The sequence below is a fragment of the Nocardiopsis sp. NPDC006139 genome, assembly GCF_040614155.1.
GTDB lineage: Bacteria > Actinomycetota > Actinomycetes > Streptosporangiales > Streptosporangiaceae > Nocardiopsis > Nocardiopsis changdeensis.
This window is the reverse complement of sequence record NZ_JBEXTT010000033.1, coordinates 17620-36504: the sequence shown is the minus strand read 5'-3', so window position 1 is coordinate 36504 and position 18885 is coordinate 17620. Positions and strand designations below refer to the sequence as shown.

General features: G+C 69.6%; 23 protein-coding genes. 22 read left to right on the top strand and 1 reads right to left on the bottom strand.

The window, feature by feature from the left end:
* The first annotated feature begins 18 nt into the window (after positions 1-18).
* The 6 genes from ABZ249_RS30090 (at position 19) to ABZ249_RS30065 (ending at position 4132) form a co-directional block, all read left to right on the top strand.
* Positions 19-729: a hypothetical protein gene (locus ABZ249_RS30090; protein WP_355269525.1), complete on the top strand. Its 711-nt coding sequence runs from the start codon at positions 19-21 to the stop codon at positions 727-729.
* Between the two features lie 56 nt (positions 730-785).
* Positions 786-1364, top strand: coding sequence for a hypothetical protein (locus tag ABZ249_RS30085; protein ID WP_355269523.1), 579 nt, complete (start codon positions 786-788; stop codon positions 1362-1364).
* 19 nt (positions 1365-1383) lie between these two features.
* Positions 1384-2340 carry a phage major capsid protein gene (locus ABZ249_RS30080; RefSeq protein ID WP_355269521.1) on the top strand — a complete coding sequence of 319 codons (957 nt, stop codon included), beginning with the start codon at positions 1384-1386 and terminating at the stop codon, positions 2338-2340.
* A gap of 116 nt (positions 2341-2456) precedes the next feature.
* A complete protein-coding gene (locus ABZ249_RS30075; protein WP_355269519.1) occupies positions 2457-3413 on the top strand; it encodes a glycosyltransferase family 4 protein in 957 nt (318 codons plus the stop codon).
* A gap of 9 nt (positions 3414-3422) precedes the next feature.
* Positions 3423-3791: a hypothetical protein gene (locus ABZ249_RS30070; RefSeq protein ID WP_355269517.1), complete on the top strand. Its 369-nt coding sequence runs from the start codon at positions 3423-3425 to the stop codon at positions 3789-3791.
* A 29-nt stretch (positions 3792-3820) separates the two neighbouring features.
* Positions 3821-4132 carry a hypothetical protein gene (locus tag ABZ249_RS30065; protein ID WP_355269515.1) on the top strand — a complete coding sequence of 104 codons (312 nt, stop codon included), beginning with the start codon at positions 3821-3823 and terminating at the stop codon, positions 4130-4132.
* On the opposite strand, the gene ABZ249_RS30060 is transcribed toward ABZ249_RS30065, so the two are convergent.
* Positions 4122-4595 carry a DUF4429 domain-containing protein gene (locus tag ABZ249_RS30060; RefSeq protein ID WP_355269513.1) on the bottom strand — a complete coding sequence of 158 codons (474 nt, stop codon included), beginning with the start codon at positions 4593-4595 and terminating at the stop codon, positions 4122-4124. The two genes, ABZ249_RS30065 and ABZ249_RS30060, sit on opposite strands and share 11 nt — an antisense overlap.
* A 77-nt stretch (positions 4596-4672) precedes the next feature.
* Here ABZ249_RS30060 and ABZ249_RS30055 point away from each other — a divergent pair, with 77 nt between their 5' ends.
* The 16 genes from ABZ249_RS30055 (at position 4673) to ABZ249_RS29980 (ending at position 18862) form a co-directional block, all read left to right on the top strand.
* Entirely contained in the window at positions 4673-5023 is a 351-nt protein-coding gene (locus ABZ249_RS30055; RefSeq protein ID WP_355269511.1) for an HK97 gp10 family phage protein, read from the top strand.
* Positions 5020-5403, top strand: coding sequence for a hypothetical protein (locus ABZ249_RS30050; protein ID WP_355269510.1), 384 nt, complete (start codon positions 5020-5022; stop codon positions 5401-5403). The genes ABZ249_RS30055 and ABZ249_RS30050 overlap by 4 nt, the downstream gene beginning before the upstream one ends.
* A 58-nt stretch (positions 5404-5461) precedes the next feature.
* On the top strand, positions 5462-6052 hold the full coding sequence (locus ABZ249_RS30045) for a hypothetical protein (protein WP_355269508.1): 591 nt from the start codon (positions 5462-5464) through the stop codon (positions 6050-6052).
* Positions 6049-6363 (top strand): hypothetical protein, encoded by a 315-nt coding sequence (locus ABZ249_RS30040; RefSeq protein ID WP_355269506.1) that lies wholly within the window; start codon positions 6049-6051, stop codon positions 6361-6363. The genes ABZ249_RS30045 and ABZ249_RS30040 overlap by 4 nt, the downstream gene beginning before the upstream one ends.
* A gap of 44 nt (positions 6364-6407) precedes the next feature.
* Positions 6408-6773 (top strand): hypothetical protein, encoded by a 366-nt coding sequence (locus ABZ249_RS30035; RefSeq protein ID WP_355269504.1) that lies wholly within the window; start codon positions 6408-6410, stop codon positions 6771-6773.
* 20 nt (positions 6774-6793) lie between these two features.
* Positions 6794-11122: a hypothetical protein gene (locus ABZ249_RS30030; protein WP_355269502.1), complete on the top strand. Its 4329-nt coding sequence runs from the start codon at positions 6794-6796 to the stop codon at positions 11120-11122.
* Positions 11119-12006 (top strand): hypothetical protein, encoded by an 888-nt coding sequence (locus ABZ249_RS30025; RefSeq protein ID WP_355269500.1) that lies wholly within the window; start codon positions 11119-11121, stop codon positions 12004-12006. The genes ABZ249_RS30030 and ABZ249_RS30025 overlap by 4 nt, the downstream gene beginning before the upstream one ends.
* A gap of 78 nt (positions 12007-12084) precedes the next feature.
* Complete coding sequence (locus ABZ249_RS30020) at positions 12085-13053, top strand: hypothetical protein (RefSeq protein ID WP_355269498.1); 969 nt, start codon at positions 12085-12087, stop codon at positions 13051-13053.
* A 63-nt stretch (positions 13054-13116) separates the two neighbouring features.
* Complete coding sequence (locus ABZ249_RS30015; RefSeq protein ID WP_355269496.1) at positions 13117-14340, top strand: hypothetical protein; 1224 nt, start codon at positions 13117-13119, stop codon at positions 14338-14340.
* A gap of 236 nt (positions 14341-14576) precedes the next feature.
* Positions 14577-16340: a hypothetical protein gene (locus tag ABZ249_RS30010; protein WP_355269494.1), complete on the top strand. Its 1764-nt coding sequence runs from the start codon at positions 14577-14579 to the stop codon at positions 16338-16340.
* Positions 16341-16540: 200 nt separating this feature from the next.
* A complete protein-coding gene (locus ABZ249_RS30005; protein WP_220561494.1) occupies positions 16541-16816 on the top strand; it encodes a hypothetical protein in 276 nt (91 codons plus the stop codon).
* Between the two features lie 17 nt (positions 16817-16833).
* Positions 16834-17238, top strand: a complete 405-nt coding sequence (locus tag ABZ249_RS30000) for a hypothetical protein (RefSeq protein ID WP_220561493.1) — start codon at positions 16834-16836, stop codon at positions 17236-17238.
* On the top strand, positions 17235-17591 hold the full coding sequence (locus ABZ249_RS29995; RefSeq protein WP_220561492.1) for a hypothetical protein: 357 nt from the start codon (positions 17235-17237) through the stop codon (positions 17589-17591). The genes ABZ249_RS30000 and ABZ249_RS29995 overlap by 4 nt, the downstream gene beginning before the upstream one ends.
* Positions 17592-17650: 59 nt before the next feature.
* Positions 17651-17803: a hypothetical protein gene (locus ABZ249_RS29990; protein WP_355269491.1), complete on the top strand. Its 153-nt coding sequence runs from the start codon at positions 17651-17653 to the stop codon at positions 17801-17803.
* The gene (locus ABZ249_RS29985; protein WP_355269489.1) at positions 17800-18621 is read left to right on the top strand and encodes an N-acetylmuramoyl-L-alanine amidase; all 822 of its coding nucleotides are present in this window, start codon (positions 17800-17802) and stop codon (positions 18619-18621) included. The genes ABZ249_RS29990 and ABZ249_RS29985 overlap by 4 nt, the downstream gene beginning before the upstream one ends.
* A gap of 46 nt (positions 18622-18667) precedes the next feature.
* A complete protein-coding gene (locus ABZ249_RS29980) occupies positions 18668-18862 on the top strand; it encodes a hypothetical protein (protein ID WP_355269487.1) in 195 nt (64 codons plus the stop codon).
* Positions 18863-18885: the final 23 nt, after the last annotated feature.

Sequence of the window (18885 nt, the reverse complement as noted above, 5' to 3'; positions counted from 1 at the left end):
GACGCACAGCGCGGGTTGATGGTCGCTCTGCTGCGTGACATCGCGGCGCTGTGGGGCATCATCACGCTCGGGGATTTCGGGCGGACGGTGCCTCAGTGGCAGGCTGCGGTGACGGTCACCGTGAACCGGTACGCCTTGGCAGCATCAACGCTCGCTGCGGACTACTACGAGTCGGAGCGCGAGCTCGCCGACGCCAGCGGGGTCTTCACCCCCGACCTTGTGGATGTCCCCGAGGAGAAGTCGGCGGCGTCGCTCCGGTGGGCAACCTCGGATCTGTGGATCCCGGAGCAGCGGGAGCCGCCTCCGATCGAGCAGCGCCTCGCCGCAGCAGAGACCAAAGCCGCTGGGGCCGCAGAGAAACTCGTCGCGGACGCAGCCCGAGAGACCATCGTCGAAGCCGTCCAGGCGGACCCTGAGGCCCGCGGATGGGTGCGTCAAGCCGCTCTCGGGGCCTGCTTCTTCTGCAAGCTCATGGCCATCCGAGGGCCCGTCTACAAGGACGCGGACTCGGCTGGCCGTGACGCGAACGCGCTCTTCGAAGGTGAGGGCGACTTCAAGTTCCACGATCACTGCCACTGCCACGCGGCTCCCGTGTTCCGGGGCCAGTCGTGGTCTCCGCGCCCTGAGGTGCGGGAGTGGAAGCGTATCTATGACGAGTCCACGAAGGACGTCACGGGCGGCAGCGCAGCAATGCGCAACGCCTTCCGGCGCGCGCTCGCCGACACCTAGACCTCTCCCGCCCGGCGCGGGAGCAACCCCATGAACCCCAGGAGGGTTTCTCAGCCATGCCCGAAGAGCCCACCGGCCAGGAGCCGACCGAGGTGACCGAAGAGCAGGAGCCGACCACGCAGGAGGAGCCCAAGGGCTCATCCGACCCGTGGGCGGACCCGGAGAAGGCCCGCAAGGAGATCGAGAAGCTCCGCAAGGAGGCCGCCTCGTACCGCACGAAGTACAAGGAGGCCGAGCCGCTCGCTCGCAAGGCCAAGGAGATGGAGGACGCGCAGAAGACCGCTGAGGAGCGGCTGACTGCGCAGCTCGCGGAGGAGCAGAAGCGCCGAAGCGCCCTCCTGGACCGTGCCGTGCGCGCGGAGGTGCGGGCGCTGGCCGCTGACGGGTTCGCGGACCCGGCCGATGCGGCTGCATTCCTCGACCTGGCCTCGTATGCGGGCGAGGACGGCGACGTCGACTCCGACCAGATCAAGGCCGACCTGGATGACCTGCTCAAGCGCAAGCCCCATCTCGCGAAGCAGAGCGAACCCCGCCGTCCGGCGCCGGACCGCTCCCAGGGCTCAAGTGGCAACACCCGATCCAAGTCCGACCCGGCGGCCGAGTTCGCCGGTTTTCTGGGTCAGCGGCTTCGCTGACCGCTAGGAGAAACCCACCATGGCCACTGAGCCGCTTCAGCTTTCTGATGTCAACGCCAACCTGCTGCCCCGCAATCTGACGGGGCCGATCTTCGAGCGCGCCAACGAGCTGTCCGCGGTCATGCGGCTGTCTCGCCGTGTGCCGCTGTCGATGGACGCCACCACCTCCATCCCCGTTCCCCTGGACGTGCCGACCGCTGACTGGGTGGACGAGGGCGCTCGCAAGCCCCTGTCGTCCGGCGGTGTCGGTGTGAAGACCATGACCGGCAAGAAGATCGCCGTCCTCATCCCCGTGTCCATGGAGGTCGCGCGCACCAACGCCGGCGGACTGTGGACTCAGCTCCAGTCGGACCTGCCGCTGGCGTTCGCGCGGGCCTTCGACTACGCCGCGATCCACGGCAAGTCCATGAAGGGCGCCACCGGACCCTTCCCCGGCTACCTCGCGCAGACCACCAACACCCAGACCCTGGGTACGTCCTCGCAGGCCACCGGCGGCATCTACGCCGACCTGGTCAAGGGCATGGAGCAGGTCGTCGATGCCGACTACGACTTCTCCGGGTTCGCCGCGGACTCCCGCCTCAAGCCCAAGCTGCTGCTGTCCACCGACACCACCGGCCGACCGATCTTCGTGGACACCACCACGCAGGGCACCGACGCCGGATCCGGGCAGGGCACCCTGATCGGTGAGCCGATCATGTACTCCCGTGGCGTGTCCGGGAAGTACCGCCGCCAGTCCACCCTGGCCGACACCGGTCTGCGGGCGATCGGCGGCGACTGGCAGCAGTGCGCCTACGGCGTCGGCATGGACATCAGCGTGAAGATCTCCCGGGAGGCGACCTACGTCGATGAGGACGGCGTCGTTCACAGCGCGTTCCAGGAGAACCTGGTGCTGCTGCTCGCGGAGGCGTACTACGGGTTCGTGGTCGGTGACGCGGACGCGTTCGTGAAGTACATCGTGGCGGGCGGTGGCTCGTGACCGAGCGGAAGCCCGCTCCGCGTAAGCCCCGGGCGCGTAAGACCGGGGCCTCCGCAGGGGCGAAGAAGGCGCGCTCTCTCGGGAAGGCCGACGACCCGTTCAAGGTGCTCGCCAGGGTGCACGCGTACCCGCCCACCCACAACGCCGGCGCGGAGTGGATGCTCCACAGTCTGCTTCGGGCACTGGTGGAGCGCGGCCATGAGGTGACGGTGTCGCTGTCCCGGTACACGGTGCAGCGTGAGCCGTACACCCTGGATGGTGTGCGGGTGGTGCCGCTGGCGGCGGACCTGGATCTGGCGGGGGAGGTGCGGCGCTCCCGGGTGGTGGTGTCGCACCTGGAGAACGTGCCCAGTGCGGGTGCGCTCGCGCGCGGGTTCGGCAGCAGGTTCGTGGTGATCGGCCACAACACCTTCGCCCGCAGCTTCCAGGACGCCGCGAACGCGGCCCTGGTGGTCTACAACTCGGACTGGATGATCGAGCAGGCTGACGCCTACTACGAATCCCACCAGCCCGCCCCGGGGCGGACCATCCGGGTGTCGCCGTCGGTTCTCGCGGACGACTACCGGACGACCCCGGGCGACGCGGTCACCCTGGTCAACCTCAACGAGGCCAAGGGCGGCCACCTGTTCTGGGAGCTCGCGAAGCGCATGCCGGACCACAAGTTCCTCGGGGTGCGCGGCGCCTACGGGGAGCAGGTCGTCCCGCAGCAGATCCCCGACAACGTCGAGATCATCGACCACGTCAGCGGCCACGAGATGCGGGATGCGGTGTACGCGCGCACGCGGGTTCTGCTGATGCCGTCGGCGTATGAGTCGTGGGGGCGTGTGGGGGCTGAGGCTCTGGCGTCCGGGATCCCGGTCATCACCCATCCCAACCCGGGGACGGTGGAGATGCTCGGGTCGGCGTCGATCCTCGCGGACCGCACGGACCCGGACGCGTGGGTGGCGACCCTGGAGCGCCTGGACGACACCAAGGAGTACCAGGCTGCGTCCAAGCGCGCCTCGGAGCGCTCCGCTGAGCTGGACCCGCACGACGATCTGGTCGCGTGGTGTGAGGCCATCGAGTCCCTGTAGGAGGTCCCGATGGAGGTCACCACTGAGGAGTTGCGCCTCTACCTGGGGCTGCCGGACATCGACGCGGACCGGGCGGCGCTGCTGCTGGAGCAGGCTGCGTCGCTGGCCCGGTCGATCGTGGATCCGCTACCCGATGGGGCGAAAGCGGTCATCTTGTCGATGGCGGGGCGGGCGTACTCGAATCCTCAGGGCATCTCGGGGGAGACGATCGGCCCTTATAGTGTGCAGCGCCCGCAGGCGGGCCTGTACATGACCCGGGATGAGCGCCGCACTTTGTCCCGCTTGGCGGGCAGGGGCGGGGCGTTCACAGTGGACCCGACCCCGGTTGACGCCGGGCCCGTCTACCCGCCCATCGTGGACCCGTGGGGGCCGTGGTGACCGGGGCGCCGTTCCCGCACGGCGAGACTGTGGTTTTCCTCCGGGAGACCCCGGGCGGCACCGACGACATGGGCCTGCCCACCCCGGGCACGGTCGTGGAAACCCCGGTAGAGGGGTGCGCGATCTGGCCCCGCACATCCTCCGAGCAGGACCAGGCCCGCTCCCAGGTCATCGTCGGTCTCACCGTGTTCATCCCGCCCGGGGTGGACGTGCCCGCAGCGGACCGCGCCCGGGTACGCGGCACCGTCTACGAGGTCGACGGCGAACCCGGGTTCTACCGGTCGCCGCTGACCGGGCACGCGTCCGGCACGGAGGTGGCCCTGAAGCGGGTCACTGGCTGAGCCTGGCGACCTGCGCGTCGTACTGCTCGCGGGTGAGCATCCCGCGCTGGTGCATATCCCAGAGCTGCTGGATCTGCTGCGGAATGGACGCTCCAGCGGACTGCTGGGGTGCCTGCGGCTGGGGCATGTGCATGCGGGAGATGGCGTCCTCGATGGCCTGCCGGAGCTGCGTGAACTGGGCAGCCGTTTTGCTGGTGAAGATCACCGAGTTCTCGTCCTGGGCGGCCTGCATGGTGCGGGCGCCCTTCTGGGCCTGACGCTCCATGCCGCCGTTGATCGTGAACTGGATGAACCCGTTGCTGAGCACACCCGGCGGCTTCAGCTGGACCGCGCTGATCTGGCCGATGTGCAGCCGCTTCTCACCGCGGCCGTGCGTGAGCCTCTGCGCACCGTGGCGGGTGATGGTCACCCACTGCCCGTCGAACGTGATCGTGGCGCCCATGTGGCCGTGAGCGGTGAGCATGACGGTGTCCTCCCGGAGGGTGGGGGCGCGAGCGGGAACGCCAAGGGGGCTTCCCAGAATGCCAGGGAGGAGGCCCGGTGGCGACCAAGAAGCCGAAGTTCAACCCGGACATCGACGGCATCGGACGGATCCTCGCGAGCCCGCAGATGCAGGCCGCGATGGCCGAACGCGCCCGTGCCCTCCAGGCACGAGCCGAGGCGCTGGCGGCAGAGCACCGCAGGTCCGGCCAGTACATGAACGCGTTCTCCATCTCCTCCACCGCAAGGGGCGGTGTGAAGCACGACCGTGCGGAGGCGACCCTGCGCAACAACGCGCCGCACGCCACGCTCGTGGAGTGGGGCGGGGAGCACATGGACGCCCAGCGGATCATGGGCCGCGCCGCCGGCGAAGTGTCCGCGAAGAAGACCAAGCGGAAGAAGGCGCCGTGAGTGTGCTCGTGGAGCCGCTGCTCATCGCGTGGCTCACCCAGGACATCCCCGGACTCGCGGGGGTTGCTCCGGAGACTCCGCCGAGCCTGGAGACGAAACTGCCGTTCGTGCAGGTCGCCCGCCTTTCCGGGCCCGATGACGGGTTCCGACTCGACTACCCCAGCGTGGACGTCACCGCGTGGGCTCCGACCCGTCTCGCGGCCGCGCAACTCGCCGAGCAGGTACGGGAGTCGATCCTGCGGCTGTGGCGGCACGGCGTGTACCGGGGGGCGGTGGTCACCGATGTGGAGATCCGCCCCGGACCCCGGTGGCTGCCCTACGACAACACGGCGGTGCGCCGCTACCAAGCCACCTACCACCTGACAACCCACCCCGCCTGAACTGGCGAAACATCAACCCTCGGCCGCTCGGGTCGGGGGTTTTCTCATGGAGGAAACCATGGTGCAGATCGAGAGGTCCGCAGACCTCACTCTGGTCGGCGCGAACGGCGGCGGGTGGGTTGCCCCCCGGCGGACCGCCCAGCCCGCCGAGCTCGAAGAGGCCCCCACGGGGCTGTGGAAGCCGCTCGGCGCGGTCAACGGCGACGGCCTCAACCAGTCGTTCGAGGAGGACCAGGAGTCCTTCATTCCCTGGGGCCTGACCACCCCGTTCCGCAAGGTCACCACCAGCTCGGAGCGGTCCTTCTCCGCAACCCTGTGGGAGACCATGCGGCCCGCCGTGCTCTCCCTGATGTACAAGAAGACCATCGAGGAGATGACCCCCGACGAGGTCACCGGCAAGCTCCAGTTCGCCGAGTCCGGGACCGGTCAGCCCGACCCGCGCGCGTTCATCTGGGACGTCTACGACGGCCCGGCCATCCACCGGTACTACATCCCGGAGGGCGAGGTCACCAACCGCGGCGACGTCGAGCACGCTACGACCGCGATGCGCGGCTACGAGCTGACGTTCTCCGCCTACCCCGACGAGGCCGGCAACACCATCTACCACTCCCTGTACGTGCCCGCGGCGATCGGAGGCTTCGACTCGTGACCGACACCATCCCCGAGGCCCTGGAGTCCCAGCAGGCCGAAGCCGAAGCCGAAGGCCAGGAGTACGTCCTCGTGGCCATGGGGGAGGACACCTACCGGGTGATCCCCCAGAAGCAGTGGCGCATCAGCTTCCTGCGGCACCTCAACGAGGGCGACTTCGAGGCGTGGGCGGAGTGCGTCATGCACCCCGAGGACGCCGAACGCTTCATCGAGAACGACCCCACCCTGGACGAGTTCAAGGACTTCTCCAAGGCCGCCGCCCGCGCTAGCGGTGATGGCCTGGGGAAATCCAGCGGACGGCGGCGCTCCTAGAGCGCTTCCCCGAGGAGATCGAACACGACCTCGCCCAGCGGGGCGTGGACGTCCTGGGCCTGTACCGCGGCGGACAGTCGTGGCGGCAGGTGCGCATCACCATCGAGCACCTGCCGCCCGAAACCGCCACCAAGACCGCGATGCGCCTCGCCGCTGAGGCCGAGGGGGTACAGCCCGACGAGGACGCCTCCCCGGCTGACGCCCCGCACTCCGCTCTGGAGATGTCCGTGATCGCGCTGCGTGATGACGTCCGCTACCTCACCTACGTGGTGCAGGCCTCCAACGGCGGCAAGGGCAAGCCGCCGGAGCCGCTGGAGCGGCCCGGGGTGCGCTCGAAGAAGAACCGCAGACTCAAGCCCGTCGAGGGCGCCATGGCCGAGCACCTTTTCCGGCGCATCAACGCCGCCTAGCACGCCCGGGAGGTGGTCCCGTGGCAGGCGAGTTCACCGCTGGCGACGTGATCGTGCCGGTCAGCCCCGACGCTCGCGGATTCATCCGTGAGCTGCGCCGCGAGATCATGCCCGGCGCCTACAAGGTCGGCGTGGACATCGGCCGCGGCATCTCCCGGGGTGTCAACGACGCCCTGCGAGGCGTCGACATCGAGGTCGGCGCTGACACCACCAAGGCCAAGCGCAGCCTGGACGAGGTGCAGCGCCAGGCCCGGTCGATGCGGGATGCCACGATCGCTGTGGACGCGGACACGGGCCGGGCCCAGGCCGGACTGGCAGCGGTGTCCGCGCAGGCGCGCGCGCTCGACGGCGACGACGTGAACATCCGCGTGGACGTCAGCACCCACCAGGCGACCGCTGGTCTGCTGGCCCTGTCGGTGGCCGCCGCGGGCGTGACGTCCATCCCGATCGGCGCGACCCTCGGCGCGGGGCTCATCTCGCTCCTGGGGCCCCTGTCGGCTGCGACCGCCGGTTTCGGCGCACTCGCCGCGGTCGCCATCCCGTCCATCGGGCGCATCGGCGAAGCCCTCAAGGCGCAGGAGGCCGCGGCCAAGGCTACGGCTCCGGCAACGGCCCAGGTGGGCCGCTCTGCCGCGCAGGCCGCCATCCAGCAGATGCAGCTCGCACAGGCCTCCCGCGCGGTCGGTCAGGCCCAGGAGCAGGCGGCGATCCAGCGTGCGGCGGCAGTGCTGCGAGTGCAGGACGCCGAACGGTCGCTGGCGGACGCCCAGCGCGACGCCAAGCAGGCCCAGGAGGAGCTGACCAAGGCCCGCGCTCAGGCGCGCCGCGAGCTCCAGTCGCTCCAGCTCCAGATCTCCGGAGCGCTGCTCGATGAGGAGCAGGCCGCCCTGTCGGTGACGCAGGCCCAGGAGCGGCTCGCGGACGCCCGACGCAACGCGGTCGACGGTATCGACGAGCACACCGGGGCGACCCTGTCCGCGACCGTGTCCGAGTCCGACCTGAAGGCCGCCGAGCTTGCGGTGAAGCAGGCCGAGCAGGCCCACAAGGAGCAAACGGCCCGCCGCAAGGAGCTCCAGCGGCAGGAGAAGCAGGCCGCGAAGAACGGCGTCGAGGGCGCCGATGTGGTCGTGCGGGCGCGGGAGCGTCTGACTCAGGCGACCCGCCGCGTGGAGGACCAGGAGCGGTCCCTGGCGCGCGCCCGCGCGGACGTCGCCAAGGCGGACCGTGACGGCGCTCGCGCAGTGGAGCAGGCGCGCCAGCAGCTCCGCATGATGCAGCTCCAGCAGGAGGCGTCGGCTGCTGCTGCGGGTACTGGCGCGGTGGCCATGGGCGCGTATGCCGACGCCATGGCGGACCTGTCGCCGGCGGCCCGCGACCTGATGGCGGACTGGGTCAGCCTGACGGACGCTTTCGACGAGTGGCAGCGGGCCCTGGAGCCCGTGGTCCTGCCGATCTTCGGCGGGATGCTGCGGATGGTCGAGTCCCGGCTGGATTCGCTGACTCCGATCGTGTACGGGGCATCGGCTGCTGTCGGCACCCTGCTGGGTGACATGCAGCGCGCCCTGTCGGGAGAGTGGTGGGGCGATTTCGGGGAGCGGTTCGCCGCCTCGGTGGGGCCGTCCACGCTGTCCCTAGGCCGGTCTCTGGGCAATGTGGGCACCGGGTTCGCGGGGATCGTGAACGCGTGGCTGCCGTATGCCCCCGAGTTCCTGGGCTATTTGGAGCGGATCACCGCGCAGTTCGCCGAGTGGGGCAAGGGCCTCGACGGCTCCGAGGGCCTCACCACCTTCATGGACTACATCCGTGAGACAGCCCCGATCGTGGAGACCTTCCTGGGTCGCCTGTGGGGTGCGGTCACCACCCTCACCTCAGGGCTGGCCCTGCTCGGCCCGCTCGCCCTGGGGGCGTTCGGTGGCCTGCTCTGGGTCATCCAGCAGCTCCCCCCGGAGGTTCTCGCCGGCCTGGCCGTGAGCATCGGCCTGGTCGCCGCGGGCGTCAAGGCGTGGCAGCTCGCCCAGCTCGCCCTGAATGCGGCGATGGCGGTCTCGCCGATCGGGTGGATCCTCATCGCGCTCGCCGCCCTCGTGGGCGTCGTGGTGTGGGCGTACAACACCTTCGATGAGTTCCGTGAGGTCGTCGATGGTGCTTTCGCGGGTATCAAGCAGTTCTTCCTCGACATGTGGAACGGCGGCTTGAAGCAGGGCTTCAACCAGATCGTCACGACCATCCGCGAGCAGATCATGCCTGCGGTGCTGGAAATGTGGAAGAACGTTTTCCAGCCCGCATTCAAGGCGATCGGCGCGATCGTCTCCTGGGTTTTCCTGAAAGTCCTGGTACCGGCTTTTCAGCTGTACGTGGCCTATGTCGCCAACGTGGTCGTCCCGATCGCCCTGTGGCTGTGGAGGAACATCCTCGTCCCCGTTTTCCAGGGGATCGCGGCCGTGGTGACCTGGGCGTGGAGCAAGGTCATCAAGCCCGTTGTGGCGGCGCTGGTCTGGCACTTCCAGAACGTCATCGCGCCGACCGCCCTGTGGCTGTGGCAGAGGGTGCTTCAGCCCGCGTGGAAGGGGATCAGCCTCGCGGTCAAGATCGCGTGGGGGATCATCAAGATCATCTTCGCGGCGATCAAGTTCGTCATCCAGAAAACCCTGGGGCCGATCTTCCTGTGGCTGTGGAACAAGATCATCAAGCCCGCCTGGGTCGGCATTAAAACGTCGATCCAGGTGGTGTGGGCGTATCTGCGCGACAAGGTGTTCTCACCGATGCGGTCCGGCACGGGCAGGCTCGGCGAGGCGTTCCAGACGGCGAAGAAGGTCATCGCGAAGGCCTGGGAGGACATCAAGAAGGCCGCCCGCGCCCCGGTGCGGTTCCTCGTGGAGACGGTGTACGGCAAGGCCATCAAGCCGATGTGGGACAAGGTCGCCGACCTGGTCGGCGCCGACCCGCTGCCCAAGGTGACGCTGCCGCGCGGGTTTGCGCGTGGTGGTGTGCTGCCCGGGTACTCGACATGGCGGCAAGGCGATGACCAGCTCGTCCCGATGCGCCGCGGTGAAGGCGTCGCGATCTCCGAGGCGATGAAGGTCCCGGCGCTGCGCGGCGAGCTACTGCGCTGGAACAGCATCGGCCTGTCCGGCGGCGTATCGGCCCTGCGGTCTTATGCGTCCGGGCAGCAGGGGTACGCGCGGGGTGGCATCGTCACCCCGGATGTGTCCCGGATCCAGATGCCGGACATCCCCGAGCTGCTGCTCGATCTGGCCGTGAAGGGGGCCGCGGCTTTCGCGGGCACGGGGTCGTGGAAGGACGCCATCAACGTCATCGCCACGCCCACCAGGCGTGCGCTGTCGACGATCGGCACCACGGGGATCCCCGGCATCCCGTACATGGCGGTCGGCACGATCCGGGACGCCCTGGTGAAGTGGCTGGACGGCAACGCGATCGGCGGGGGCGACTTCACCGGTCTCGGCGTGGGGTCCGCGCGGGGCCTGCCGTCTCGGGTACTGGCGATCGCCCGCGGGGCTGTCGGAAAGTACCCCGAGGTCCCGAACGGGTCCAACACCAACGCGATCACGAGGTGGTACGGGCTCAACGACCAGTGGTGCGCGATGTTCATCAGCTGGCTTTTCGCCCAGGCCGGGGCCAGCGGATCACTGGGGCGCGCGCGCAGGACCGCGTGGACGGGCGACTACTACACCTCGGGGATGCCGCGCGTGTACGGGGCCCGCCGTCCCGGTGACGTCCTCGTCTACGGGCGCAGGCACGTCAACCTGTCCCTGGGTGGGCGGGCGACCATCGGCGGCAACGAGTCCAACAACGTCCGATACTCCAGCAGCTACCCCGGCTCGCCTGCGGTGTTCCGGCCGTTCTGGCAGACCAACACCCGAGGCGGCTACGCCAAGGGCGGAGTCGTCGGACGGGACATGCTCACCGCGAGCATGCTCCGCCGCATCGGCGCCCAGGACGACCGCAAGAACTCCATCCTCCGCGGGTACGCGTCCGGCACCCTGGGTGCGCGGCGCGGCCTCGCGTGGGTGGGGGAACAGGGCCCCGAGCTGGTCGATTTCCGGGGCGGGGAGCACGTGTACCCGCACGAGGTGTCCACGATCCTGGCCCGCGCAGTCGGCATCAGCGACAGCGACGGCTACGCGTCCGGGACCTTCCCCTCCTATCGGGGTGTGGGGCGTGTGGAGCGGACGCTCCGCGAGGACGGGGCGGTGTCGCGCGGCTACCGCTCCCAGGGGCGGACGACGGTCGTGAACGTGCAGCCGCCGCCGGCGACGGTGGGGCAGCTCGTGGACGGTGTCGCGAAGGGCGTCCGGAGGGCCGACAGGGCCGGAAAGTACCGGAGGTGACGGTGCTCGAAGAAGGCCAGTTCTCGGTGAACGGCTACGTTTTCGGTCGCGGGTGCCCGGTGGAGGTCATGGACTTCCTGCCGGGCGCCCCCGACGCCGAGGATGCCGACACCACCCGCCCCTACGGGGACGGGACCGTGTTCGGCATCGACCGGGCGGGCGGCCCCGTACACACCTGGGAACTCAACACCAGCGGCGCGTACACCGCCGCTGAGTGCCTGGCAGCGTGGCAGCAGCTCACCGCTGCGTGGAACGACCCCGCACTGCGAGCCCGTCCGCGCGCCGTCACGGAGCTGCGCGCCCGCGTGTACGGCGGCGAGGAGGTCGTCGCCTACGGGCGCCCCCGGGCACTGGAGCCCATCGCCACCCAGCTCATCCGCGCCGGCGTCGTCGAATTCTCCGCGGACTTCCGGGTCGTCGACACGTCCTTCTACGCCGCAGAGCCGGAACAGCCGCTCATCCTGGGCCTGGTCGCCCCGGGCGGCGGCGGAGTGGAGTGGCCGGTCACCTGGCCGATCACATGGGGGGAGGCACCGGGGGAACGCAGGGACGCCCTGACGAACCCAGGCCCGAACCCGGTGTGGCCGGTGATCACGATCGAGGGGCCGGTGTCGCAGCCGTCCATCGGCATCGTCGGCACCACCGTCCTGGTGACGCTCCAGACGTCGCTGCTGGACGGCCAGACGGTGACGATCGACCCCCGCCCGTGGGCAGGCACCGTGCTCCGCTCTGACGGGGCATCACTGCGCGGCCAGCTCTCCGGGTCTCGGCTCTCAGACCTGCGCATCCCTCCCGGGACGCACTTCATCAACTTCCGCGGGACGGACCCCACAGGCACGGCGCGCGCCGTCGTGTCGTGGCGACGCGCCCGCTCGACTCCCTAGGGGGATCGTGTGACGTGGCAGACCGACCCCGATGAGGGGTCCGTGTGGGCTGTCCAGGGAGCCAAGAGTGGCGCTCGGATGGCGCGGCTCCAGCTCCAGTCGGCGACCCGGTCGGCGCAGGGCATCATCGAACCCACCGACCTGGAAGTGCGCGCCACCACCATCCCCGGCGGGACCGTCACCGTCGCCGCCGGCGGGTGTGTGGTCGCCGGGCGGGAACAGGGCTTCCAGGGATCGTACTTCGGGTACAACGTCGGCCTGGACGAGGTGTCGATCGCCCCGAACGACACCGCGTCGGCGCGCTCTGACCTGGTCATCGCCCGCGTGGAGGACCCCACCGTCGAAGGCCCCAACGTGTGGGACCACGCCCTCACGGACCAGCTCATCCACACGCGCGTCCTCCAGGGTGTGCCGTCCACGGCCACCGATGTACCAGCGGGCATGACCTACTCGGCGATACCGCTGGCCAGGATTGACATCCCGCCGTTCACGTCCACGATCACGCAGTCCTACATCAAGGACATGCGGCGGATGCTGAACCCCCGTATCGAGCGCACCATGCGCACCATGTACGGCATGGGCTTGGCGGACGGCCGCTACGACCTCGCCGACTACAAACCCGACTTCGAGCGGTGGCCTCAGCACGAATGGACGGGCCTGGTCATCCCCAAGTGGGCGACCCAGGTCGCGGTCCGCGCGGACTGGCTGAACACCCTCTACCCGGCTCCCGGGGCCCCGGGAGCGACGACCCGGGACGCCCGCGGGCTCGTCCGAATCGGGTTCATCGGCAGTGGCGGCAACGCCCTCTACTCCGTTTCCCCCGCGTACAACTTCAACCCGCAGGGCGACACGAACGGATACCGGGCGTCGGTCGGCCTGGCGGACACCATCACGATCCCCTCGGCGATGCGCGGCATGGCCGTGGCCTTGCGCATGTACGCGAAGGCCGACTCCGAAACCACGAAGTACCTGGTCGCGGACGGGTTCGCGAACTTCGTCGTGGACATGGAGTTCCGCGAGGTGGCCGTGTCCGCCGCGTCCCTGTAGGAGGCTGACGTGGACGGATGGCGGTGGCACGCGGCGCGGCTCCCCCCGGGCCCTGGCGGAGTGTTGACGTGGCTGGATCGGGACCTGCCGGCGTCGGCGCCGACGATCGGGTACACCCTGTCCGGTGCGGATGCCCTGTCGGCGACGATCGACCACACCTATGAGCATCTTCAGGCGGACGATGGGCAGCCGCTGCTGAGGGATCACGGAACTCTGCTGGTGGTCGAGTTCGACGACGTGGTGCAGGGCGTCGGGATCCTCCGCTCCCACGAGAAGGCGGGCGAGTCCCTCCAGTTGGAGTGCGAGGGGTTCTCCTCCATCACGGACGGGCAGCGCATCACCCAGACCCTGACCTGGGGCGGGAAGACCACCGGCGGCACCTCGGGAAACGGCGCGGACCCGTTCGATGTGGTGCGCGGCGTCTACAGCTTCTTGCAGGGTCGCCCCCGGTCGAACCTCGGCATCACCGTTGGCTCCGGGGTGAGCCCGTACAGGGTGGGGTCCTGGTACAACGCTCGCAAGCTCGCCACCCCGGACGACCCGAACCCCAAGGCGTCCGACATCGAGCCGGAGATTCCCATCAACCGGGTGTGGACCACCGCGGACCGCAAACCTCCGCCGGCGACGGGACAGGAGGTGTTCTGGCTGTACCAGCTCGCCTGGTACGACGACCACCAAGCCGACTCGGTCATTGAAGAACTCGCGCGGATGGCACCCTTCGACTTCCGGGAACGCTACGCGTGGGACGGCACCGGCCCCGACGGAAAGAACGGCCTCGCCCTGCGGCTGGAGCTCGGCTACCCGCGGCTCGGAGGGCGCCGCCGCGGCCCGGTGATCACGGACGAGAACCTCATCGGCGACCCGGTCACGGAGTCGTCGACGGGCGGCGACTACTTCAATGCGGTCACGGCTTACGGGGCCGGTGAGGGCGCGAAACGCCTGCGGGTGACGGTGTCGAAGGACGACGGGCGCCTGTACCGGGAGAAGTCGATCGACGTTCCCGACGCAACGAACACGGCGGTTTTGAAGGCGTCAGCGGAGATGGAGCTCGCCCGCGTCAGCGCACCCTATGACGTCACGGGGTTCACGGTCGACGGCGAGCACCCTGCCGCGCCCATCGGGAGCTTCGCCCCGGGTGACGACATCCGTATCGACGCGCACGGCGAGTGGGGCGACATCGACATGTGGGTGCGGGTGGCCGCAATGGACATCGACACGGAGACGTCCCGCGTGGACGTGACGTGCGCACGCTCGGACAGTTTCGACTACTCGGGAGGTACAGGGTGACGACCGCCCGCGAACGCGAACTCGAAGGCGCTGTGCGGCGACTGGAGCGTTTGTTTCAGGATCAGCAGCGGGAGATCCGTGCGCTGAAGACGGCCCGCCGGGCACCTCAGCTCGGTCACTCCAGCATCGAGTCTGGAGCTCTGGAGGTGCGGGACCCGGAGACGGGTGCGACGCGCCTCCGCTTCGGCTACCAGCCGGACGGGCGTGCAGCGGTGGTCACCGAGGGCGGAGAGCCCGTGACCGCGCCGACCGCCCCCACCGTGACGCCGATGCCGTCCGGGCTGCGGGTGTCGTGGGACGGCGCGCTCGCGGACGACTCCGCGCTCCCCAGCGACTTCGACCACGTCAACGTGCACGTCAGCACCGAGGATGGGTTCACCCCGTCCGAGGCGACGTTCGTCGCCACCATCCCCCGCTCCGCCGGCGCGGTCCCCATCGCCCCGCTCACCGTGGGCACCACCTACTACGTGCGCCTGGTCCCGGTCACCACCGGCGGCATCGTCGGCGACCCATCTGCGCAGGCGTCCGGTGTGCCGGCGGCGGTCACGGACATCGCCCCCGGGTCCATCACCGAGACGGAGATCGCGGACGACGCGATCAGCACGCCGAAGCTGCGCGCGGAGGCTGTGACCGCTTTGAAGATCGCTGCGGAGGCCATCGAGGCGGGGCATATCAAGGCGGCGGCGGTGACCGCGTCCAAGCTCGAAGCGGAACTGGTGTTGGGGACGAGGATCATCGCGGGTACCCCGTCCGGGGCCCGGGTCGAGCTGGACAGCACTGGCATCAAGGGGTACAACGCGGCCGATGAGCTGGTGTTCGTCGTGGACGACACGGGGACGGCGTTGTTCAGCGGCGACATCGTCGCGTCCGAGATCTCCGGCTCCCGGATGGTCGTGGGCACCGCTCCCGGCCCGACCGGCGTCATCGAGGGCGACGCGAACGTCGTGACACAGCGGGTGCGGGTCGGGAACATGACCGCCCAACTGGTCGCATCATCGGCGTCGAACCAGTCGGCGTTCACCGCCACCTCGGACGCCACCTCCCCCTCCTCGCCGCTCGCCGGATTCGCGGCCACCGCCGGGTCGGTGTCCTTCGCGATCGACTCCTCGGCATCCACCGCCGACGGCCTGCCCTCGATCACTGGACTGGCGAACTCCACGCTGTCCCAACTCGCGGTGTGGTCCAAGCGCAACGACGTGGCCGAACCGATGGCGACCCTGACCGCCACCACCACCGAGACCAGCGGCGCATGGACCTCCCCCGGAGGCGGCCAGGTGCGCCTGGTCGCGGACTCGGGGTCTGCGTCGGTCCGGCTATCCGGGCCCAGCGCGGCCACGAACTCGTTCAAGTGGGGACGCGTCTACGGCATCGACGGCGCCAGCGGCACCCGGGCCCTCTCGCTCCGGTCGCCGAACGCCGACGCCGACAACCTGCGGTCCACGATCGTCCTGGAGGGCGCGAGCCCGTCCCGCACCAGCTCGCGGGCGATCATCTACGCGCGTGAGCTGGTGCTGACCAACGAGATCGACGGTGACGCGCTCGCATCGGGTACCGCGCAGGTGCGGCTGGTGTCCGGGGTGTACCTGAACGCGCCCGCCCATGCGCCGGTGCGCACCGACATGGTGTCGTGGCCCGCATCGCTCGCGGCGGCCGGCAGCTGGCACGCGTTCCCGTCCGGGAACTACCCGGCCGTGAACTTCACGACCGGCCCCTCGGGACGGGTGCGCATCACCATCACTGCCGCCTTGGGCAACAACACCGGGACCACCACGACCATCCACATCGGCGCCGCACTGTCGGGGGCTTCCTCGGTGTCCGCGGCCGTGGGGCGGGCGTGGACGGCCCGGGGTGTGCTCATGCAGTCGTGCTCGCGGGTCCTGTACCTGGACCTGGTGCCGAACGGCACGTACACGCTCACCCCGTCGTACAACTACAGCTCGGGGACGGTGAACGTGTACACGACCTTTGAGCACTCCATCGTCGCCGAACCCCTTCCTTAGGAGGACGCATGTCCGAGATGCCTACGGAGCCGGAGCAGCCCGCAGAAGGGACTCCCGTCTTGGAGGACCCGGTGGAGGTGACGCCGGATCCTGAGGTGCCGACTCCGCCGGTGGCTAACCCGGAGCCCCCGCCGCCTCCGGCGCCGCCGATGCCGGAGTACCCGCCGGACCCGCCCGACGTCGACGGATAGGAGACCTCCGTGTCCATCAGTCAAGTCCTGGTGCAGTACAACGGGCACCCGAACAGCATGCCCGAGGACGACCCGGGAGAGATCCTGGTCCGCGGCGGGTGGGGTGCGGCCCCTGAGGTGGTCGCGGCCGGTGTCGCGGCGGTGCTCCGCGGCGAGGGGATGCAGACGCGCACCCGCACGACATCGACGGTGTACTCGTCCGAGCCCGCTCCGGGCGGCGGCACACAGCACGTGGCGACGACCACTGTGGTGACGTCCCCATGGACCCTCCCCGACCCCGAGTAGGAGGTCCCGTGCGCCGCTTGCGCTCGATCCTTGACGCCATCTCCCTCGCCCCTTTCGAGGCCATGCTCGGCGTCGTCGGCGTCATCAGCGGAACCACGACCTTCCTCGGCGTCGCACCACCGTCCATCGCGGAGATCCTGCCCGCACCCATGGTCCTGGCCTGGGCGGTGTCGCTCCTGGTGGGATCCCCGCTCATCCTCGTCGGCTTGGCCACCCAGCAGCTCCGCGTGGAGCAGGCCGGGCTGGTGCTGCTGGCCGCGACCACCCTCATCTACGGTGCCGCGATCGTCGCTGTCCAGCCCGCAACTGCGACGACCGCCGCCGCCACCTATGTGCTGTACGCCGCCGCGTGCCTGCTTCGTATCCGGGTGCTGACCCGGGCGTTGCGGGCGCGTGAGGTGCCTAGATCGGAGACCGAATGATGGGCTTGGACGGGGTGGTGATCGGCGGGGCCGGCGCGAGCCTGCTGGGTGCCGTGGCGTGGGCGATCAGCTTGCTGTTCCGGGCTGCGCAGACCCGGTCCGATGCGGGTACGGCGACGGTGACGGATGCCGCTGCTGCGAACGCCGCCCTGGTCTCCTCCCTCAATGGCTTGCAGCAGGAGAACGAGCGGTTGCGCGCTCGGGTCAGTTCGCTGGAGGACGAGCTGAGCCAACGGGATGAGCGTATCGACGCCTTGGAGGCCCGTATCCGGGAGATGGAGTCGCGTTTGCACGATGAGCAGACGCGTCTACGCCGGATGGCTGATGAGTTGGCGGAGCTACGCCAACGCTAGCCCGATTTCTCCACATATGTGCCCCCTTGTGGGGCTTTTTTCATGCCCAGGAGGGCCCAGTGACCGAGCTTGACCCCACCGCCTACGTCTTCGACCCCGACGTCGAACCCGGGCCCGCAGACGCCGGACGCGACGCCGTCGGCGCCACAGAGAACCCCGACCCCGCCGAACCCGACGACGCCGGGTGCACCTGCGAGGAGGACCACGCATGAAGCTCGTCTCCCGCGCCGCATGGGGCGCACGCTCCCGCTCCACGTCCACGAACATCACCCCCTCCAAGGGCGGGGTGACCATCCACTACGTGGGCGCGTCCCCCATCAACGACTCCCACAGCGCGTGTGCGGGCCGGGTGCGCGGCATCCAGAACCACCACATCAACGGCAACGGGTGGGCTGACATCGCCTACAGCCTGCTCGTGTGTGCCCACGGCTATGTGTTCGTCGGCCGGGGCATCAACCGGCGCACCGCCGCCAACGGCACCAACTCCGGCAACCAGAACTGGTATGCGGTGTGCGCTCTGCTCGGTGGGTCGCAGCAGCCGACCGACGAGATGGTGCAGGGCATTCGTGACGCGGTCGCGTACCTGCGCAAGTCCGGTGGGGCGGGGTCGCGGATCAACGGCCACCGGGACCACTTGTCTACGTCGTGCCCCGGCGGTCCGCTGTACGCGCTGGTGAAGTCGGGGGCTTTCGGCTCGGGGGGTTCGTCGGCTCCGTCGCCGGGCCCGGGTGCGTCGAAGCCGGTCCCGGGGGTGAAGGCCCCGGCGTTCCCGCTGAAGTCGGGCCACTGGTTCGGGCCGGAGTCCAGTGACAGCCGGAATCACTCCGGTTACTGGTCGGCGGACCGGCCGCACATCCGGAGGGTCCGTGACCGGCTGCGTGAGCGCGGCTGGAGCGTGGCCAAGGGTGACCGGTACGACCAGGCGCTGGCCAACACCATCCGGGCGTTCCAGCGCGAGAAGAAGATCGGCGTCGACGGGCTGACTGGCCCGCAGACGTGGCGGTCCCTGTGGGAGGCCCCGGTCACATGAGCACTTCCGGCTGGTCCTGGTACTAACCCAACCTGAAAGGCAACCCATGCGTATCGAAGCCAAGGTCGTCATCGCGGCGATCGCCAGCATCCTGACCCCGCTCGTGGCGGGGTTCCTGCCGGACGTGGACGTGTCCTCGGTGGACGCGGTCGTGATCGGCGTCGTGTCTCTGGTGGTGACGTTCGCTGCCGGGTATCTGGCCCCGCACACGTCCCGCCCGGACGTGGAAGCCAAGCGCTGACCGCACACACGCGCCCCTCCCTT

What these genes read in the sequence shown, in the direction of transcription:
- ABZ249_RS30090 (WP_355269525.1), top strand. Translation starts at nt 19, where the DNA reads ATGGTCGCTCTGCTGCGTGACATCGCGGCGCTGTGGGGCATCATCACG.
- ABZ249_RS30085 (WP_355269523.1), top strand. Translation starts at nt 786, where the DNA reads ATGCCCGAAGAGCCCACCGGCCAGGAGCCGACCGAGGTGACCGAAGAG.
- ABZ249_RS30080 (WP_355269521.1), top strand. Translation starts at nt 1,384, where the DNA reads ATGGCCACTGAGCCGCTTCAGCTTTCTGATGTCAACGCCAACCTGCTG.
- ABZ249_RS30070 (WP_355269517.1), top strand. Translation starts at nt 3,423, where the DNA reads ATGGAGGTCACCACTGAGGAGTTGCGCCTCTACCTGGGGCTGCCGGAC.
- ABZ249_RS30060 (WP_355269513.1), bottom strand. Translation starts at nt 4,595, where the DNA reads ATGCTCACCGCTCACGGCCACATGGGCGCCACGATCACGTTCGACGGG.
- ABZ249_RS30045 (WP_355269508.1), top strand. Translation starts at nt 5,462, where the DNA reads ATGGTGCAGATCGAGAGGTCCGCAGACCTCACTCTGGTCGGCGCGAAC.
- ABZ249_RS30020 (WP_355269498.1), top strand. Translation starts at nt 12,085, where the DNA reads ATGGCGCGGCTCCAGCTCCAGTCGGCGACCCGGTCGGCGCAGGGCATC.
- ABZ249_RS29995 (WP_220561492.1), top strand. Translation starts at nt 17,235, where the DNA reads ATGATGGGCTTGGACGGGGTGGTGATCGGCGGGGCCGGCGCGAGCCTG.
- ABZ249_RS29985 (WP_355269489.1), top strand. Translation starts at nt 17,800, where the DNA reads ATGAAGCTCGTCTCCCGCGCCGCATGGGGCGCACGCTCCCGCTCCACG.
- ABZ249_RS29980 (WP_355269487.1), top strand. Translation starts at nt 18,668, where the DNA reads ATGCGTATCGAAGCCAAGGTCGTCATCGCGGCGATCGCCAGCATCCTG.